Raw genomic sequence first — 17,158 nt, 5'->3', positions numbered from 1 at the left:
GACCCCGACCCCGCCCCGGCGGCGTGGCCGGCGTGGCCGCCGCGCCCTGTTCCCGATCGGTGAGGCTCATCTTCGTGCTACCGCCTTCTCGTACAGTCCCGTAAGCCGGTGATCCGGGTCGTAGCGGTCCCTCACGGCACGCCAGACGTCCCCGCCGTAGAGCCGGTCGAACGCCTCCCGGTCGTAGTACGCGTCCGAGTAGAGCGACTTGTGACCGCCCGCCTCGGACACCGCCCGCTCAATCGAGCGGTTCACGTCGCCGTCCGCCGCACCCTCGGCGACCGGCACACTGCCCCAGAACCCGACGTTCACGTAACTGCGCCCCGGTTGCAGTGGATACAGCGGCCAGGCCCGCGCCGAACCCGGCCCCGACGGCTCCCGCAGCCGCAGCGGGCAGAGCCAGACCGGGGTCATCCCCACGTGCCGGGCGAACCAGCGCAGGAAATCGGCGGTCCCCTCCAGCGGGATCTCCACGTCCTGCACCACCCGCTCCCGGGCGGGCCGCCCGCGAAACCGGTCCACCCGGGCCGCCACCTGGTGCCGGTGCTCGAAGCGGACCAGCCGGTGGTAGACGTCGCTGCGCCGCCACCGGGCCGGCCAGAGCCGACGGATGACCGGATGCTGCACGCCGAACGCCGACGAGCACCAGAACCAGTCGGTGTCCCACCGCCACAGGTAGTGGTACGCGGTGAGCGCGTCGCGGGTGCGCCGGCGCAGCGAGCGGTAGTAGATGTCCTGGCCGGTGTAGTCGCTGAGCCGGGGCGCGTCGTCGGTGAAGGTGGCCAGCACCAGGTACGCCTCACCGGGGCTGAACATCACCCCGTCCATCGCGTCGACCGGCTGGCCCTCCCACTCGCCCTTGAGGATCACCTCGCCGACGGCGTCGGTCAGCTCCTCCAGCCGGGCGAACCGCACGTTGCGCAGCACCACCGCGTGGCGTACGGGCTGCAGCTCGATGCGCAGCCGGGTGGCGTAGCCGAGACTGCCCAGTGAGTTGGGGAAGGCGGCGAAGAGCTCGGCGTGCTCCCCGTCGGGGCGGGCGGTGACGAGGTCACCGGCGCCGGTGAGCACGTCCATTTCGGTCACCGACTCGTGCGGCAGACCGTTGCGGAACGACGTCGACTCGATGCCCAGCCCGGTGACCGCACCGCCCAGGGTGATCGTGCGCAGCTGCGGCACGACCAGCGGCATCAGCCCGTACGGCAGGGTGGCGTCCACGAGGTTCTCGTAGGTGCACATGCCCTGCACGTCGGCGGTGCGGGCGTCCGGGTCGACGGCGAGCACACCGTCGAGCCCGGAGACGTCCAGCCCGGGCGCGCTGACCGCGGCCCGGGGACGGAATAGGTTGGAGGTGCGTTTGGCGAGGCGTACGGGTTGCCCCGGCGGCACGGCCGCGTACGACCGCCGCAATGTCACCACCGCCCGATCATGATCACGCAGTGCGCGCATGAGATCACTTTACGCTCCGCGCCCGGTTGGTGGGGGGCTCCACAATCGCTGTGTCGCGGCCGGAACCGGACCCGGGCAGGCGGGCCGACGGCTGGCATCGACTTGGTCACCGCCGCGCGGGCCGGGTGGCCGTCACGCCGGCCGGTGGGTCACTATGCCCTCATGCCCGTTCCCGACGCACCCCGAGACCCGTCCGGCACCGTCTATGCGGGCCGCCGGGCCACCCGCCCGGGTCTGCCCCGGGACCCGCTGCTGCGGGTCGCGCTCGCCGTCGGGTTGGTCGGCATCCTGCTCGGGGTCTTCTTCGCCACCGGCGTGCTCGGCGGCGGCGAGGAATCCCCGGTGACCCCTGCCGCGGCCCGGCCTGCCCCGGGCTCCCCGTCCGCCGACCCGGCGTCGGAGAGCCCCGAGCCGACGCCGACCTCGGCCTCGCCGTCGCCGTCACCGTCGCCGCGCAGTCTCCCGCCGCGTACCCCGCTGGCCGGGCCGAAGGTGCTGCGCTCCGCGACCTCCGGGCTCTGCGTCGGCACCGACGGCGACGACGAGATGGCCCAGGCCCGACTGGTCGCCTGCACCGGCGGGCCGGAGCAGCGCTGGGTGGTCAACCAGGTCGCCCCCGACGTGTACACCCTCACCAACGCCGCACACGGCCAGTGCCTGGACGTCGACGGCGGCAGCGGCGACGACGGGGCGAAGCTGCTCCAGTACCCCTGCCACGGCCGGGACAACCAGCAGTGGCGACTGATCGGCAGCAGCGGCGGGCCGGTGCTGGTGGTCGCGGTGCACTCCGGCAAGTGCGCGCAACCGCAGGACGGCGCCGCCGAGGCCGGCGCGGAGCTGCGCCAGGTCCCCTGCACCTCCGCCGCCGCCCAGCAGTGGACCGTCGACTAGGCTGCGGCGCGGGACCGGCGGCGGAGCGGGGAGCTGGGCTTGGACACGGCTAGCGGATCCCAGTCGGGGCTGATCGGGGTGAGCTTGGACGGGTCGGCGATCACGGCACCGTTCTTGACTTCGGCGCTGAGCGGGCGGCCGAGGATCGCTCCGGCGGTGCCCAGGCCGCTGCTGACGGCGCCGACGATGCCGCTGCCCCAGATGGTGCTGGCGCCGGTGAGCCACAGGCCGCGGATTTCGGTGCGCGGGCCGGGTCGGCGTGGACCGATCTGGTCGGCGGCCATCTCGATGCCGTAGCAGGAGCCGAGGGTGGACAGCGTGAACCGTTCATGGGTGAGCGGGCTGGACGCCTCCTGCCAGACGATGTGCTGACGTAGGTGCGGGATCACGGTGGCAGCGCGGTCGATCAGCTGCTCGGTGAGACGTCCCTTGAGCACGGCGTACTGCGGGCCCTTCCGGTAGTCGTCGCCGCTGGGCCAGAATGTGCCCTGCGGGGCGAGGCACATCACCTCGAGGGTGGAGTGTCCGGACGGAGCGGCGTGCGGGTTTCCCGGATCCTTGGTGGTGGCCGAGGTGAGGAAGATCGGCATCTCGTCCGGGATCCGGCCGTCGTAGATGTCGCGGTAGACCTGTTCCACATCGGCGTGTGGGTAGCACCAGTATGTGCTGTTGGGCAGCTGGTTGGCGAGGTCGATGTCGAGTCCGAGATAGACGCTGAACAACGGCAGCGCCATCCGGTACCTCTCCACCCGGGCGACGGTGGCCGGCGCCAGGTGGTCGCGGCCGACGAGGTCGAGGTAGGTGCGCTTGAGGTCAGCGCCCGACACCACGATCGGGGCGCGGATCGCCTCGCCCCCGTCGAGCTGGACGCCGACCACGGTTCCGTCGTCTATCAGGATGCGTGTGACGCGCGCCTTGGTGCGCACCTGGCCGCCGTGGGTCTGGATGACGTCGATGAGATGAGCCGGAATGACCTGACCGCCGCCGCGCGGGTACCACGCGCCGCCGGTGAGATAGTGGTCAAGGAAAGCGCCGTGCAGCGCCACCGAGGTCCGCGACGGCGGCACCCCGTAGTCGCCGGACTCGCCGACGATCACCGCCCTGGCCAGCGGACTGAGCCGACACGCGGCGAACAGCCAGGTCAACGGCAGTAGCCCGACGGAGGCCAGGGTCGGCGCCGCCCGGACGAACCGCAGCATGCCTGCGATGGTCCACCCGGGGATCGCGGCGGCACGCAACTCGGCGCCGATCCGTCGCAGGATGCCCACGCATAGCCGTAGGCCACGCTCCTGGTCGGGGAACGCCTCGACCAGCCGAGCCAGGTAGGTGTCCCAGTCGCTGGGCACCCGGAACGTGAGATCAGGGAACACCAGCGTCGAGTGGCCGTCGGGGTCGAGCTGGCGGAAATCGATCCGACCGTCCAGTCCGAGACCGCGCAGTGCCGCCGTCATCCGCCCTTCGGGGTGGCACTCACCGATGTAGTGCATGCCGACGTCGAACTCGTACCGGTTCCCCTTGCGCCGGAAGACCTGGCTGCAGCCGCCGGCTACCTGGTTCTGTTCGAGCACGAGAGTGCGCTTGCCGGTAGCGGTGAGATACGCGGCGCAGGTGAGCCCGCTGAGGCCGGAGCCGATGACGATCGCGTCCCAGTCGTTCATGTAAACCACCTCCACCGAGCAGCATATCAGTCGCTATATCAAACGCTATAGCACTAGGATCGGTCCGTGGTCGACCGTCGTACCGATCCCACCGTCCGTGTCCGCCTCCTGGAAGGCGCCGCCCGCCTGCTCGCCGAGGAAGGCCCTTCGGCGCTCACCCTGCGCCGAGTCGCCGCCGAGGCCGACACCTCCACGATGGGGGTGTATACGCACTTCGGCTCGATGGCCGATCTTGCCGACGCGGTGGTCACAGAAGGCTTCGCCCGGCTGGCCGCGCGACTCGCCGAGGTGCCACACACGGACAACGCGATCACCGACCTGGCCGGCCTGGCCCGCGCCTACCTGGTCAACGCGCGCCAAAACCCGCACCTGTACGCCGTCATGTTCGGTACCGCCCCGCTGGGCATGTACCGCCCCCAGACCGCCGACGAGCGCAAACGCGGCCGGTACGCCTTCGAGGAGATCGTGGAGACCTGCGGCCGCGCCGTGAAACAGCGACGACTGCGACCGGCCGACCCGCTGGCGATCGCCAGCCAACTATGGACCGCGATGCACGGCTACGTGATGGCCGACGTCGGCGGCTACTTCGGCGAGGACGGCACCGAGCATGTCCTGGTGCCCATGCTCGTCACCATGCTCAGCGGCCTCGGCGCCGATCCAGACACCGCACTCGCGTCGATCAAAACACTCACGGCGACCGACGCCACCCCCCGCTAGGCCGACGACGCTACGCGTCGCCGCCGTCGCGCAGCATCCGCAACTGGGCCAGGTGCTTGGGCAGGTGGACGCGAGTGTGCAGGTCCAGCGTGCGCGACCACGGTAGCGGCTCGTCCACCCACAGGTCGAAGCCCTCCCTCAGGTGGGTCTCGACCGGCGTGTCGGCGGTCGGGCCCAGCCGCTCGACCAGGGCGCAGAGCCGGCCGCTGGTGGCCCGCAGCAGGGTGGCCAGCCCATCCAGCCCGCCATGCTCGGCGACCAGCGCGTCCAGCGCGCCGCGGTGCAGCGTCTCCGGGTCGTAGTAGGCGAACGGGGCTCCCGCCAGCACCGCCTCGGTCGCCTCGCTCATCAGTTCGTCGTTGACGGCCAGGTGCGCCACGATCTGCTCGGCGGTGAGCTGCCCCGCCGGCGGTGGGCCGAACCCGCCCGCCGTCACCTCGTCGAGCAGCTCGTCGTACGCCCGCCGCAGGCCGCTGCTGTCCATGGCCCCAGTCAACGTGCCCCGCGCCAGGCGGCACCGGCCCGGCGGGCGGGATCACCCGGACGGGTCAGCGGCGGCCCCGGCGGGCGCGCAGGTAGTCGGAGACCACGTACTCGCCGAGGTCGTCGGCGTCGGGGGTGAACATGCGGCCCTTCGAGCGGCGGGCCACCGCGTCGACGAACCGGCGCAGACCCGGGTCGTCACCGAGCATGAACAGGTTCAGCGTCGCGCCGTACCGGGTCAACCGGTCCACCTCCCGGACGGTCGCCTCGATCGTCTCGGGTAGCGGTGGCCAGTGGAAGTAGGCCTGCCCGTCGTCCGGGTCCAGGTGGGCGGTCGGCTCACCATCGGTGACCACCAGCACCACCGGCTCCGCGCCCGGATGCCGGCGCAGGTGCCGCCCGGCCAGCCGCAGCGCGTGCTGGAGATTGGTGCCCTGTTCCAGGTCCGGCTCGACCGCCGCCAACTCCTGGCGGGTCAGCGTCGTCGCCTCCCGGCCGAACCCGACGATCTGCAACGCGTCCTGCGGGAACCGCGTCGCCACCAGGTGCGACAGCGCCAGCGCGGTCTGTTTCATCGGCCCCCAGCGCCCCTGGGAAACCATCGAGTACGACAGGTCGACGCAGAGCACCACCGCCGCCGACGCCCGCCGCTCGGTCTCCACCACCTCGAAGTCCTCGACCGCCAGCGGCACCGGCACCGTCGGACCGGCCCGGCGTACCGCGCGGGTCAGGGTACGCACCACGTCCAGCGGCTGCTCGTCGCCGTACTCCCAGGGACGGGAGCCGCCGCCCACCTCGCCGGCCGCGCCGGCCGCCCGCAGGTCGTGTTGGCCGCGCGGGCCGGCGGTCAGGTCGGCGAAGACCCTCCGCAACGCGGTGCCGGCGAGCCGGCGCAGCGCCTTCGGGCTCAGGGTCAGCCCGTCGGCGTCCCGCGCCACCCAGCCCTGCCGGCGCAGCTCCCGCTCCAGCTCCTGCAGCCGCCGTACGTCGTCGGCGGCGTCGCGGCCCAGCGTCCGGGTGACCGCCTCGACGTCCACGTCGTCCAGGCTGGCACCGGGATGCCCCTGTTCCAGGGCGTCCAGCAGCTCGTCCAGCTCCGCGATCTCACCGAGGGCGCCGGTGGCCTCGCCGTAGCCGAGCGGCTGGTCACCCCGGACCCGCTCCCCACGCTGCCAGTTCAGGTCCGGCCGCAACGCGCGCAGGTGCGTGTCGAGCGCGGACAGTTCGCCGGCCAGCCGGTCGCCGAGGGACTGGCGCATCAGCCCGGCCAGCTCCGCGCGCTGCCGCTCCGACAGCGAGCGCATCAGCCGCTCCCCGGCCGCCGACCGGCGGGCCAGCACGTCGACCAGTTCCTCGACGTCCTTGGGCCGCTCCGGGAAGAACTCGCCGTGCCGGCGCATGAACTCGGCGAACGCGTCGGTGGTGTCCTCGGCGCGGGCGTGCCGGGCCAGCAGGTCGTTCAGGTCACGCATCATCGCGGCGAGCTGCCGCTGCACCTGCGGATCGGCGGCGGCCCGCGCCGCGTCGCGCAGCCCGGCGAACCGCTGTTCCAGCACCTCGCCGCGCAGCCCGTCGAGGATCCGCTGGTACGTGGCGCGCGCCTCGGCGCTGGCCCACTCGTACCCGGACAGCTCCGCCACCGCCCGGGCCGTGGACCGGGGCAGGTTCTCCAGCACCGTCTCGGCGAAGCGCGCCTCGTCGCCGTCGCGGCCCCGCAGCTCGTCCCGCTCGGCGGCGAGCGCCTGGTCGAGCAGAGCCCGGGCCCGGGTGACGGTGCCGTCCAGGTCGCCGCGGCGCAGCGCCTCCCGGCGCAGCCGCCGGGCCCGGGCCGCCAGGTCGTCCAGGCCACCCCGGCCCTGCGGGCCGCGCCGCAGCAGGTTCCGCAGCGCCTCCCGCAGGCTGCCGCCGGCGAGGACGTCCGCGCCGACCTCGTCCACCGCGGCCCGCACGTCGTACGGCGGGGCGAGCGGGTCAAGCCCGCCGCGCCACTGGCCGTACCGGAACCGGTTGCCGGCCACGGTCAGCCCCGGCCGCCGTAGACGGTGCGCCCCGACTCGGTGACGTCCTTGCCGAGCCGGCGGGTCAGGTGCAGCCCTTCGAGCACGAACTCGACACCGGCGGCGGCCTGTTCCGGCGTCGGCGCGTCGCCCAGGTCGAGCCGGTCCAGCGCCTTGGCCAGGCCGGGCACGGTGCCGACCTGGCGCAGCAGCTCCGCCGAGGAGACCAGCTCGCCGGTCTCGATCACGGTGCCCTCCGCCACCAGGGCGGTGAAGCCGGACAGGTCCAGCCCGGCCAGCCGGGCCCGAAACGTCTCGGCGGTGGCGGCGCGCAGCAGGTGCGCCAGGATCTCGATCTCCCGCCCCTCCTCACCGCTCTCGAACTCCACCTTGCCGCGCAGGGTCGAGGTGACCGAGACGGCGTCGCCGACCCGGGCGACCGCGGCTTCCCCGCGTACCCCGTCGGAGGCGGCACCGGCGAGCAGGCCGGAACGGCGCAGCGCGGCGGCGGCGACCGTCTCCGCGGCGGCGATGGCGAACCGGGCGGAGACGCCGGAGCGCGGGTCCACCGACGGCGACTCGCGCACCGCGCGGGCGAACCGGGCGAGGACCTCCAGCACGTGCTCCGGCACCTCGGCGACCAGGTCGGCCTCCTGCCGGACGAGCGCCAACTCCAGCTCCAGACCGACCGGGTAGTGGGTCCGGATCTCCGCGCCGAACCGGTCCTTGAGCGGGGTGATGATCCGCCCCCGGTTGGTGTAGTCCTCCGGGTTGGCGCTGGCCACCAGCAGCAGATCCAGCGGCAGCCGGAGCTGGTAGCCGCGGACCTGGATGTCGCGCTCCTCCAACACGTTGAGCAACGCCACCTGGATCCGTTCGGCCAGGTCGGGCAGCTCGTTGACGGCGAAGATCCCCCGGTTGGTGCGGGGCACCAAGCCGAAGTGGATCGTCTCCGGATCGCCGAGGGTACGCCCCTGCGCCAGCCGGATCGGGTCGACGTCGCCGATGAGGTCGCCGACGCTGGTGTCCGGGGTGGCCAGCTTCTCGCCGTACCGCATCGAGCGGTGCAGCCAGCCGATCGGGAGGTCGTCGCCGGCGGAGTCGACCAGCGCGCGGGACGCCGGGGTGAGCGGGTGCAGCGGGTGCTCGTTGAGCACCGAGCCGGGGATCACCGGCGTCCACTCGTCGAGCAGCGCCACCAGCGAGCGGATCAGCCGGGTCTTGCCCTGGCCACGCTCGCCGAGCAGCACCATGTCGTGGCCGGCGAGCAGCGCCCGCTCGACCTCCGGCAGCACCGTGTCCTGGTAGCCGACGATGCCGGGGAAGCGTTCCCCGCCGGTCCGCATCCGGGCGAGAAGGTTGTCGCGGAGTTCCTGCTTGACCGTGCGGTGGTGGTGGCCGGCCGCGCGCAGCCCGCCGAGCGTGGTGGGCAGCTCGGCGGGCGGGACCGGGGGAACCTGGTGGGGAGCGGTCACCCGACCCACGCTAGCTCAGGATTTCCACACCGCCCGGGGGGTCGGTCCCGCCCCGTGCCGGGACCAACCCCCCGGGGGCGCTCAGGCGCGACGGCGCAGGTGGTACGCGTACGTCGCGGCGGCCAGCGCGACCGCCCAGACCGGCCACAGCAGCATCGGCAGGGCGGCGGAGTTGACCTCACGGATCAGTTCCAGAAACCGCGGGGCGGCCAGGATGTCGACGCTGGCCGCGAGGACGGCCAGCGTGACCAGCCCGGCCGGAATCACCGCCAGGAGCACCGGCACCGGCCGGCCCGCCAGGCCGGGCAGCCAGCGCGGGAACCGCTCCCCCCAGCGCGCCACCAGCCCGAGCGTGAGCACCGCGCCGACCACGGCGAACGCGCCCAGTCCGGCGCCCGCCCAGACCGAGCCGTCGGCGCGTATCTCGGCCAGCTTCTCCCGGGACAAACCCAGCGGGATCCCGGCCAGCCAGGCGAACCGGGTCAGCGCGTAGAGCACCGGGATGGCGGCCGCGGTCCACGCTGCCCACCGGCCCCATCGGGCGGCCGAGGCGGGCGCGGCCCAGCCGGGAGCCGGCCCTTCGGCGGTCCAGTGCCGCCAGCGCAGCAGCGCGCCGGCCAGCAGCATCCCACCGACCAGGGCGGCCAGCCGGGCGAACAGCGGCCAGGTGAAGATCTCGGCGTAGTCCACCGGCGGCCAGCCGAACGGCGCGCCGACGATCAGCATCGGCGCGTAGCCGAGCAGGGCCAACACGCGCATCCCGGGGACCACCACCGCCAGCGCGAGGGCGACGGTCGCGGCGTACCCGGTGATCAGCAGGCGCAGTGGCCGGGACGGCCGGACGGCCGTCCCGGCCATGGCCAGGGCGGCGACCGCGCCGGTCAGCAGCACCGCCGCGAACAACGGCGGGCCGACGGAGACGGGCACCAGCCCGAGCAGGCCGGCCCCGTCGCCGCCGTGCGGGTCGTTCGCGCCGAGCGGATAGCCGGCGCCGGTCAGCGTGGACACCAGGGCGAGCACGCCCCAGACGCCGAGCCAGGCGGCGGCGACCGGGGCAGCCAGGCCGAGTCGGGTACGCAGCGGGAGAGTCATGCCCTGAAGCCTCGGCCGGCCCGTCGCCGGATTCCTCCCGCCCCGGGGTGGACCCGCTCCCCCGTGGGAGGGAACGCCTCAGCCGGCCGGAACCACGAACCCCGACTCGTACGCGGCGACGACCGCCTGGGTCCGGTCCCGCACCCCGAGCTTGGCCAGCACGTTCCCGACGTGCGTCTTGACCGTCTCCACGCCGACCACCAGCCGCGCGGCGATCTCCTGGTTGGACAGCCCGGCCGCCATCAGCCGCAGCACCTCCGCCTCCCGGTCGGTCAGCCGGGCGGCGCGCAGCCGGTCCCCGCCACGCCGCCCGTACGCGCCGACGAGCTGCCGGATGGCGGCCGGGAAGAGCAACGACTCGCCGGCAGCCACCACCCGCACGGCTTCCACCACCTCGGCCGGGCGGGCCCGTTTGAGCAGGAAGCCGCTCGCCCCGGCGCGCAGCGCCTCGTAGACGTACTCGTCGTTGGCGAACGTGGTGACCACCAGGACGCGCGGCGGGTCGGCGGAGGCGGCGAGCAGCCGGCGAGTGGCCTGGATGCCGTCGATGCCCGGCATCCGCACGTCCATGAGCACCACCCGCGGGCGCAGCTTGGCGACCAGTGGCGGCACCTCCGCGCCGTCCGCCGCCTCCCCCACGACGCGCAGGTCCGGCTGGGCGCCCACGATCGCCCGCAGGCCGATCCGGACCAGTTCGTCGTCGTCGACGATCAGCACGTCGATGGTCACTCGGTCTCCTCCCTCGGCGCGGGCAGGGTGGCCCGGACCCGCCAGCGGTCCCCCTCGGGGCCGGCGTCGAGCTGCCCGCCGAGCAGCAGCACCCGCTCCCGCATGCCGTCCAGCCCGCGTCCGCCGCCGGTCGGCCCGGGGCTGCCGCGCACGGCGTTGACCAGCTCGATCTCCAACCCTTCAGGGGGTACGGCGACCCGCAGCGTGACCGGCCCGCGGCCGTGCCGGACCGCGTTGGTCAACCCCTCCTGCACGATCCGGTAGCCCTCGCGGGACACCACGGCGGGCAGCGCGTCCAGCGGCCCACCGATCCGGGACTCCACCACCAACCCCGCGGCCCGGGCGTCGGCGACCAGCCGGTCCAGACCGGCCAGCGTGGATTGCGGCGCGGTGGTCGCGGGGCCACGCCCGGTCCCGGTGTCCCGGAGCAACCCGAGCACGTGGTCGAGGTCGTCCATGGCGCGCCGGCTGGTCTCCTCGATGGCCCGCAACGCCCGCCGGCTGAACTCCGGGTCGGTGTCGAGCAGCTCGCGGGCGGCCCCGGCCTGGAGGGTCGCCACGGTGAGGGCATGCCCCACCGAGTCGTGCAGTTCCCGGGCCAGCCGGTTGCGCTCGGCCAGCCGGACCGCCCGGGCCTCCAGCGCGGCGATCCGCTCGGCCTGCGCCGGGCCGAGCAGCACCGGCGCCATCGACGCGGCGAGCGCGCCCAGCCCGGCCACCGCGTAGCCGAGGGCGACCAGCACAGCGAGCCCGACCAGCCCGGCCGGCACCGGGTGGGCCGGGTCGAGCGGCCCGAAGCGCTCGTCCGGCGCGACGCCCGTGTCGATCCCGGCCAGGCCGGCGACGAACACCAACGCCATCGGGAACGCGCTGATCGCGGCGAACAGCACCGCCGCGCCGGTGCCCAGGTGCAGGGCGATCCAGAGTGCGGCGCGCAGCCGGGTCTCCCGGTCGATCCGGTGGTCGGGGGCGGGCTCCGGCAGGTCGACGGCGAGCAACGCCCGGGCGGCGGCGATCTCCAACGCCCGGCTGCCAGCCAGGAACACCGGCACCACGGCCAGCCCGGCACCCACCAGCAGCAGCCCGAAACCGAGCGGGCGCGGCACGTCGGCGCTGCCCAGCAGCCGCGCGAAGGCCACCACCAGCAGCGCGTACGGCAGCGCGAGCACGCCGCCGAGGAGCAGGAACACGGCACGCCGCCAGGTGCTGCCGCGCACCAGCGGCGCGAACACACCCCGGATGGTCACCCGGGCATTGTCCCGCCGCCGGGCGATCCGCGACTCCCCCGCCCCGGGGAGATCGGCTCAGCGGGCTCGCAGCCGGGCGCGGATCATCCGCGGTACGGCCGCCAGGCCGGTGACCGGACGGAAGGCGTGCGCGGCGGCGACCAACGCGACGTACTCGTCGTCGGCCAGGTCGATCTCGGCGGCGGCCGCGTTGCGTTCCATCTGCTCCACCCCGGACGCACCGGGGATGGCCACCACGTTCGGGTGCCGCAGCAGGTACGCCAGCGCGATCTGGCTCGGTGTGGCGTCGTGCGCGTCGGCGACCTCGCGCAGGGTCGCGATGAGTTCGCTGCCGCGCGCCAGGTTCTCCGGCAGGAAGTACGGGTTGCCCCGGCGCACCGCCCCGCTCGGCGGGTTCATGGCGTCGTAGCGGCCGGAGAGGAACCCCTGCGCCAACGGGCTGTACGCGATGACGATCCGGCCGGCCTGCTCCGCGTACGGGATCAGGTCCTCCTCGGGGCCACGGTCGATCATGCTGTAGCGGACCTGGTTGCTCAGCACCCGGCGGCCCAGCGCGGCCTCGGCGAACCGCCACCGGCGCAGGCCGTAGTTGCTGACGCCGACCTCGCCGACCAGCCCGACGTCCTGCAGAGTGCGCATGCCGCTCATGGTGGTGGTGTCGGCGACCACCGGGTTGGGCTGGTGCACCTGGTAGAGGTCGATACCGTCGACGCCGAGCCGGGCCGCGGAGGCGACCGCCCGCTGCTGCACCACCGGAGCGATCGGCAGCAGCGGAAAGATCTTGCTGGCCACCACGGCCTTCGCCCGGTCGTCACCGAGCGCCGCGCCGAGGATGCGCTCGCTGCGGCCGAAGCCATACAGCTCGGCGGTGTCGAAGAGGGTGACCCCGAGTTCGAGCGCACGCCGCACGATCTCGGCGGCCCGGCGCTCGTAGTCGCGGCCGTAGCCCCACTCCGGGGAGCCGAACTGCCACGTTCCGAGGCCGATTTTCGAGATGGGCTTGGGGGTGTCGAGCCGGACGTAACGCATGGTCCGAAGCTACTCCCCGCCGGTGTGTCGCAGGCCGGCCGGCACCTCCGTCTCCCCGTCCACCGGCCGGGAGCTGCCCCGGCTCCGCTACGAGTGGCACGTCGGGCGCGGTTAGGGTCTTCAGTCGTGACCTACCTCGCCAGGGACGACCGTTACCACTCGATGAGCTACCGGCGCAGTGGCCGCAGCGGGATCCGGCTGCCCGCCGTCTCGCTGGGCCTGTGGCACAACTTCGGGCCGGACCGACCCTACGAGCGGCAGCGGGACATCGTCCGCCGCGCGTTCGACCTGGGGGTCACCCACTTCGACCTGGCGAACAACTACGGGCCACCACCGGGTGCCGCCGAAGAGGCGTTCGGCCGGATGCTCGCCACCGACCTGAAGCCGTACCGGGACGAACTGGTGATCTCCAGCAAGGCCGGATACCTGATGTGGCCCGGCCCGTACGGCGAGTGGGGCTCGCGCAAGAACCTGATCGCCTCGCTCGACCAGTCGCTGCGCCGGATGGGCCTGGACTACGTCGACGTCTTCTACTCGCACCGCTTCGACCCGCAGACCCCGCTGGAGGAGACGATGGGCGCGCTCGACGCGATCGTCCGCTCCGGCCGGGCGCTGTACGTCGGCGTCTCCAACTACACCTCCGAGCAGACCACCCGCGCCGCGGCGATTCTGCGCGACCTGGGCACCCCGCTGCTGATCAACCAGCCTCGGTACTCGATGCTCAACCGTCGGATCGAGGACGACGGCCTGCTCGACACGCTGGCCGGGGTGGGCGCCGGCTGCATCGCGTACAGCCCACTCGCCCAGGGCCTGCTCACCGACCGCTACCTGGCTGGCATCCCCGAGGACTCGCGGGTACGCACCAGCGTGTTCCTCGACGAGAGCGACCTCACCGAGGAGAAGCTGGCCACCATCCGAGGACTCGGCACGCTCGCCGAGCGACGCGGCCAGAGCCTCGCCCAGCTCGCGCTCGCCTGGGCGCTGCGCGACCCGAGGATGACCAGCCTGATCATCGGGGCGAGCAGCGTGGCCCAGTTGGAGACGAACGTCGCCGCGGTCGACAACCTGGACTTCACCGCCGACGAGCTGGCCGAGATCGACCGGCTACTCGGCTGAGCCGGCGTCGGCGAGCGCCGAGGGGTACGCCGGCCCGCCGTCACCAGATCCGGCGGCGGCCGGCACGGTGGTTGCGCACCCCGCAGGGGCGACCCGGGGGCGGGGCACTGGGCCGGCGCAGCCGTAACACCACGATCGCGCCGAGCAGCACCGTGGCGGCCGCGGCCCCGCTCGCCAGCAGGTAGGTGTCGTCACGCAGCCGGGACACCGCCGCCACCGGTACGCCGTCCGCCCCGGGCTGCGCCGGCTCCGTCGTGAACGCGGGCACGCCGGTTGGCCCGGGTACGCCCGCAACGCCGGGCGGCCCGGCCAGGACCTGCGAAGCGGTGACGTCGGCGGTCGGGGACTCGGCCGCCGGCTCGACGAAGTCCACATCGGAGCAGGAGTAGTAGGTGTCGGCGCTGTCAGAGTTCTGCCACACCGTGTAGATCAGGTGCCGCCCGGCCAGCCCGACCGGCAACCGCCCGGTGAACTCGTACGCGCCCTTGCGCAGCGGCGGGTCGGTCACCGTCACAAAGGGGCGCTCCGACAGGTCCGACCAGGTCAGTGGCTTCTGCGGGTCGTAACCGGGGAGGGTGGCGTAGAGCCGGAAGGTGCCCTCGTGCGGGACGGTGCCCGCGTAGCGGAACGTGAACCTGGCGCCGCCGGTCACCTCGGTCGCCGGCCAGTCGTCGCGGGCCAGGTCCAGACCCCGGTACGCGGAGAGGCCGCCGCTGCACAGCTCGCCGTCGGGGATCTTCTCCCGGTCCCGGCCGGCGACGCCGTACTGCCGGATGTTGTCCCACTCACGCAGCGCCGCACCGGCCTCCAGCGCGGCCCGGCAGGCCGGCGTCGAGGCGTACTCCCCGGCCGGGCCACAGGCCGCGTTGCGGCTGACCGGGCTGGTGGGCGCGCCGTGCGCCGCGGCCGGTGCCGCAGGCAGCGCAACGGTCGCGACGCACGCCGCGACGGCGGCGAGCACTCGACGTACGGGCTTCACGGTGGACCTCCCGCGCACTGGTACGGACGGCGCGCGGCAAAGGTTCACCGCCGATGCCGCGGGCGCACGGCCGCGAGGCTGTGCCACCTGCCGGGGTTCCGGGGACGGCGGGCCGGGCGGGGTTGGCTCTACAGTGACCACACCTCATTGATCAAGGAGCGTGCCGTGTCCGAGCCGCCACCACCACCGGACTCCCCCGAAGCCAACCCGCCCGCCGGCGGAAGCGAGCGTCCACCGCCCACCGACGCGACGCCGTACCTGCTGGTCATGCCGACCGCGGACGGCGCGCCGCCGAACCTGGTCTGGCCCGGCCCGGAGGGTCAGCCCGGGTGGGCCATCCCGGTCGCCGTCCCACCCGGTACCCGCGGGTTCGCGGTGTTCGTACCCCTGGTGCCGGCGACCGACGACCCGGCCGCCACTCCGATGGTGCCCGTCGTGGCCGCGGCGGCCACCGCCGGACCCGGCGCCGACCCGACCGGCGGGCCGGCCAGCCCGGCCGTCGGGCCGCCGTCGGCTCCGTCGACCGGTACCGCCGTGACCGACCCCACCGGAGCAACGGGTACCGGCGTGACCGACGCCGCCGGGGCCGGGGTGACCGGGGCCGGCGGTCCGGCCGGGGCGACCGCGCACGCCGCCGCCACGCCGCCGGCCGGCACCGGTGCCGGCTCGGCGTCCGTCACCGGCCCGACCGCACCGGCTCGTCCCGGCCCGGTCACCGGGCCCACGCCGCCCGACGGGTCACCCGGGCTGCAGTACGGCGGGCCGCCGGTCTCCTGGGCGCCCCGGCCGGCTCCGCCGGGCTTCCTCCAGCGGTGCTGGCCCGGCCCGAAGCCGGCCACCGGCTGGGCGGTACCCGCCGCCGTCGCGGCCGGGGCGCTGGGCGTGGCCTCCTTCGTCCCGCTGGGTCGGGTCGGGATCGGCTGGTTCCTCGGCTGGCTCGTGCTGACCGTCGCGGTGCTCGCCGCGGTGCGGTCGCGCACCGTCGGGATGGCCCGCACCGAACGCCTGGTCCGGGCCGGCTGGGCCGGGGCGGCACTCGCCTTGCTGGCCGTGCTCGCCTTCCGCAACGCCTGGTGGCTGGTGACCTTCTGCGTGCTCGGAGCGCTCGGTTGCGCGGCGCTGGCGATCATCGGAGGGACACTGATCCGCTCGATCCTGTACAGCATGGTCGCGGCCCCGTTCGCGGCGTTGCGCGGGCTGCCGTGGGTACGCCGGCACCTCACGGCCGCCCCCGACACGGGGGTGATCCGTCGAGTGGTCTGGTCGACGGTCGCCACCGGGCTCGTACTGCTGGTCTTCGGTGCCCTGCTCTCCTCCGCCGACGCGGCGTTCTCCGAGGTCCTCGGCGCGATCATGCCGGAGATCAACATCGCAGGGCTGTTCCGGTGGCTTTTCCTGGCCGCGGTGGGTGGCCTGATCGCCGTCGCCGCCGTCTACACCCTGGCCGCCCCGCCGGACCTCTCCACGGTGGACCGGCCCGGCGAGCGCCGGCTCGGCGTCCTGGAGTGGGCGCCGGCCATCGCCGCGCTGACCGCACTCTTCGCCGGCTTCGTGGTGGTGCAGTTCACCGTGCTCTTCGGCGGGCAGCGGCACGTCCTGCGTACCGCCGGTCTCAGCTACGCCCAGTACGCCCGCAGCGGCTTCTGGCAGCTCGTGGTCGTCACGCTGCTGACCCTGGCGGTCCTCGGTGGGGTGACCCGGTGGGCGCGGCGGGAGCGCCGGGCGGAGCGCGTCCTGCTGCGGGTGCTGCTCGGCCTGCTCAGCGCGCTCAGTGTGGTGATCGTGATCTCGGCGTTGTCCCGTATGTACACCTACCAGAAGGTCTACAGCTTCACCGGTGAGCGGATCTTCGTGATGGCGTTCGAGCTGCTGCTCGGGACGGTCTTCCTGATGATCCTGGCCGCCGGCGTCCGCTGGCGGGGGCGGTGGATCCCCGGGGTCACGGTGGGCTTGGCCGTGGCGATGCTGCTGGGGTTGGCCGTGCTCAACCCGGAGGACTACGCCGCCCGCCGCAACATCGCCCGGTACGAGCAGACCGGCAAGATCGACGCCTGGTACCTGCGGGCGCTCTCCGCCGACGCCACCCCGGCGCTGGCCACGCTGCCGGACCGGGTCCGTCGCTGCACGCTGAGCTGGATCGACGACGACCTCGACCGGGCGGACCCCTGGTACGCGTGGAACCTGGGCCGGGCTCGGGCCCGGGCCGAACTCGACCGGCTCGGACCACGGGCGATCGGCGGGCAGAAGGACTGCAAGGCCGCCGACCAGTTCGACCTGCCCAAGACGCGCTGATCCG

The 17,158-nt window shown here is 73.9% G+C and carries 14 protein-coding genes; 4 read left to right on the top strand and 10 right to left on the bottom strand.

Going from position 1 to position 17,158, the window contains the following annotated elements; genetic code table 11:
* Window positions 1–66: 66 nt before the first annotated feature.
* Window positions 67–1,449 (bottom strand): FAD-binding oxidoreductase, encoded by a 1,383-nt coding sequence (locus E1182_RS12665; protein WP_132264385.1) that lies wholly within the window; start codon window positions 1,447–1,449, stop codon window positions 67–69.
* Between the two features lie 162 nt (window positions 1,450–1,611).
* Between E1182_RS12665 and E1182_RS12660 the strand changes: the two genes are divergently transcribed.
* A complete protein-coding gene (locus E1182_RS12660) occupies window positions 1,612–2,340 on the top strand; it encodes an RICIN domain-containing protein (protein WP_132264383.1) in 729 nt (242 codons plus the stop codon).
* Here the strand turns inward: E1182_RS12660 and E1182_RS12655 are convergent.
* Window positions 2,337–3,998, bottom strand: a complete 1,662-nt coding sequence (locus tag E1182_RS12655; RefSeq protein WP_132264380.1) for an NAD(P)/FAD-dependent oxidoreductase — start codon at window positions 3,996–3,998, stop codon at window positions 2,337–2,339. The two genes, E1182_RS12660 and E1182_RS12655, sit on opposite strands and share 4 nt — an antisense overlap.
* Before the next feature lie 66 nt (window positions 3,999–4,064).
* Here E1182_RS12655 and E1182_RS12650 point away from each other — a divergent pair, with 66 nt between their 5' ends.
* A complete protein-coding gene (locus E1182_RS12650) occupies window positions 4,065–4,715 on the top strand; it encodes a TetR/AcrR family transcriptional regulator (protein WP_132264378.1) in 651 nt (216 codons plus the stop codon).
* A gap of 10 nt (window positions 4,716–4,725) precedes the next feature.
* Here the strand turns inward: E1182_RS12650 and E1182_RS12645 are convergent, their stop codons facing one another.
* The 7 genes from E1182_RS12645 to E1182_RS12615 all read right to left on the bottom strand — a co-directional run bounded on the left by E1182_RS12645 (window position 4,726) and on the right by E1182_RS12615 (window position 12,767).
* Window positions 4,726–5,199, bottom strand: coding sequence for a hypothetical protein (locus E1182_RS12645; protein ID WP_132264375.1), 474 nt, complete (start codon window positions 5,197–5,199; stop codon window positions 4,726–4,728).
* Between the two features lie 64 nt (window positions 5,200–5,263).
* Entirely contained in the window at window positions 5,264–7,216 is a 1,953-nt protein-coding gene (locus E1182_RS12640; RefSeq protein WP_132264373.1) for a VWA domain-containing protein, read from the bottom strand.
* A gap of 2 nt (window positions 7,217–7,218) precedes the next feature.
* Window positions 7,219–8,679: a sigma 54-interacting transcriptional regulator gene (locus E1182_RS12635; protein ID WP_132264371.1), complete on the bottom strand. Its 1,461-nt coding sequence runs from the start codon at window positions 8,677–8,679 to the stop codon at window positions 7,219–7,221.
* 72 nt (window positions 8,680–8,751) lie between these two features.
* Window positions 8,752–9,762 (bottom strand): hypothetical protein, encoded by a 1,011-nt coding sequence (locus E1182_RS12630; protein ID WP_132264369.1) that lies wholly within the window; start codon window positions 9,760–9,762, stop codon window positions 8,752–8,754.
* A 78-nt stretch (window positions 9,763–9,840) separates the two neighbouring features.
* Window positions 9,841–10,491: a response regulator transcription factor gene (locus E1182_RS12625; protein WP_132264367.1), complete on the bottom strand. Its 651-nt coding sequence runs from the start codon at window positions 10,489–10,491 to the stop codon at window positions 9,841–9,843.
* Window positions 10,488–11,738: a sensor histidine kinase gene (locus E1182_RS12620; protein ID WP_132264365.1), complete on the bottom strand. Its 1,251-nt coding sequence runs from the start codon at window positions 11,736–11,738 to the stop codon at window positions 10,488–10,490. The genes E1182_RS12625 and E1182_RS12620 overlap by 4 nt, the downstream gene beginning before the upstream one ends.
* Before the next feature lie 57 nt (window positions 11,739–11,795).
* Window positions 11,796–12,767 carry an aldo/keto reductase gene (locus tag E1182_RS12615; protein WP_132264363.1) on the bottom strand — a complete coding sequence of 324 codons (972 nt, stop codon included), beginning with the start codon at window positions 12,765–12,767 and terminating at the stop codon, window positions 11,796–11,798.
* Window positions 12,768–12,893: 126 nt separating this feature from the next.
* On the opposite strand from E1182_RS12615, the gene mgrA reads away from it, so the two are divergent.
* Window positions 12,894–13,883 carry an L-glyceraldehyde 3-phosphate reductase gene (mgrA, locus tag E1182_RS12610; protein ID WP_132264361.1) on the top strand — a complete coding sequence of 330 codons (990 nt, stop codon included), beginning with the start codon at window positions 12,894–12,896 and terminating at the stop codon, window positions 13,881–13,883.
* Window positions 13,884–13,923: 40 nt separating this feature from the next.
* Here the strand turns inward: mgrA and E1182_RS12605 are convergent, their stop codons facing one another.
* Window positions 13,924–14,862 carry a lytic polysaccharide monooxygenase gene (locus E1182_RS12605; protein WP_132264359.1) on the bottom strand — a complete coding sequence of 313 codons (939 nt, stop codon included), beginning with the start codon at window positions 14,860–14,862 and terminating at the stop codon, window positions 13,924–13,926.
* Window positions 14,863–15,027: 165 nt separating this feature from the next.
* Between E1182_RS12605 and E1182_RS12600 the strand changes: the two genes are divergently transcribed.
* Window positions 15,028–17,154: a DUF4153 domain-containing protein gene (locus E1182_RS12600; protein WP_243706194.1), complete on the top strand. Its 2,127-nt coding sequence runs from the start codon at window positions 15,028–15,030 to the stop codon at window positions 17,152–17,154.
* Window positions 17,155–17,158: the final 4 nt, after the last annotated feature.

The organism is Micromonospora sp. KC721 (assembly GCF_004348355.1).
Classification (GTDB): domain Bacteria; phylum Actinomycetota; class Actinomycetes; order Mycobacteriales; family Micromonosporaceae; genus Micromonospora.
The sequence above is the reverse complement of the archived record's forward strand: the minus strand, read 5'-3'. Positions and strand labels throughout refer to the sequence as shown.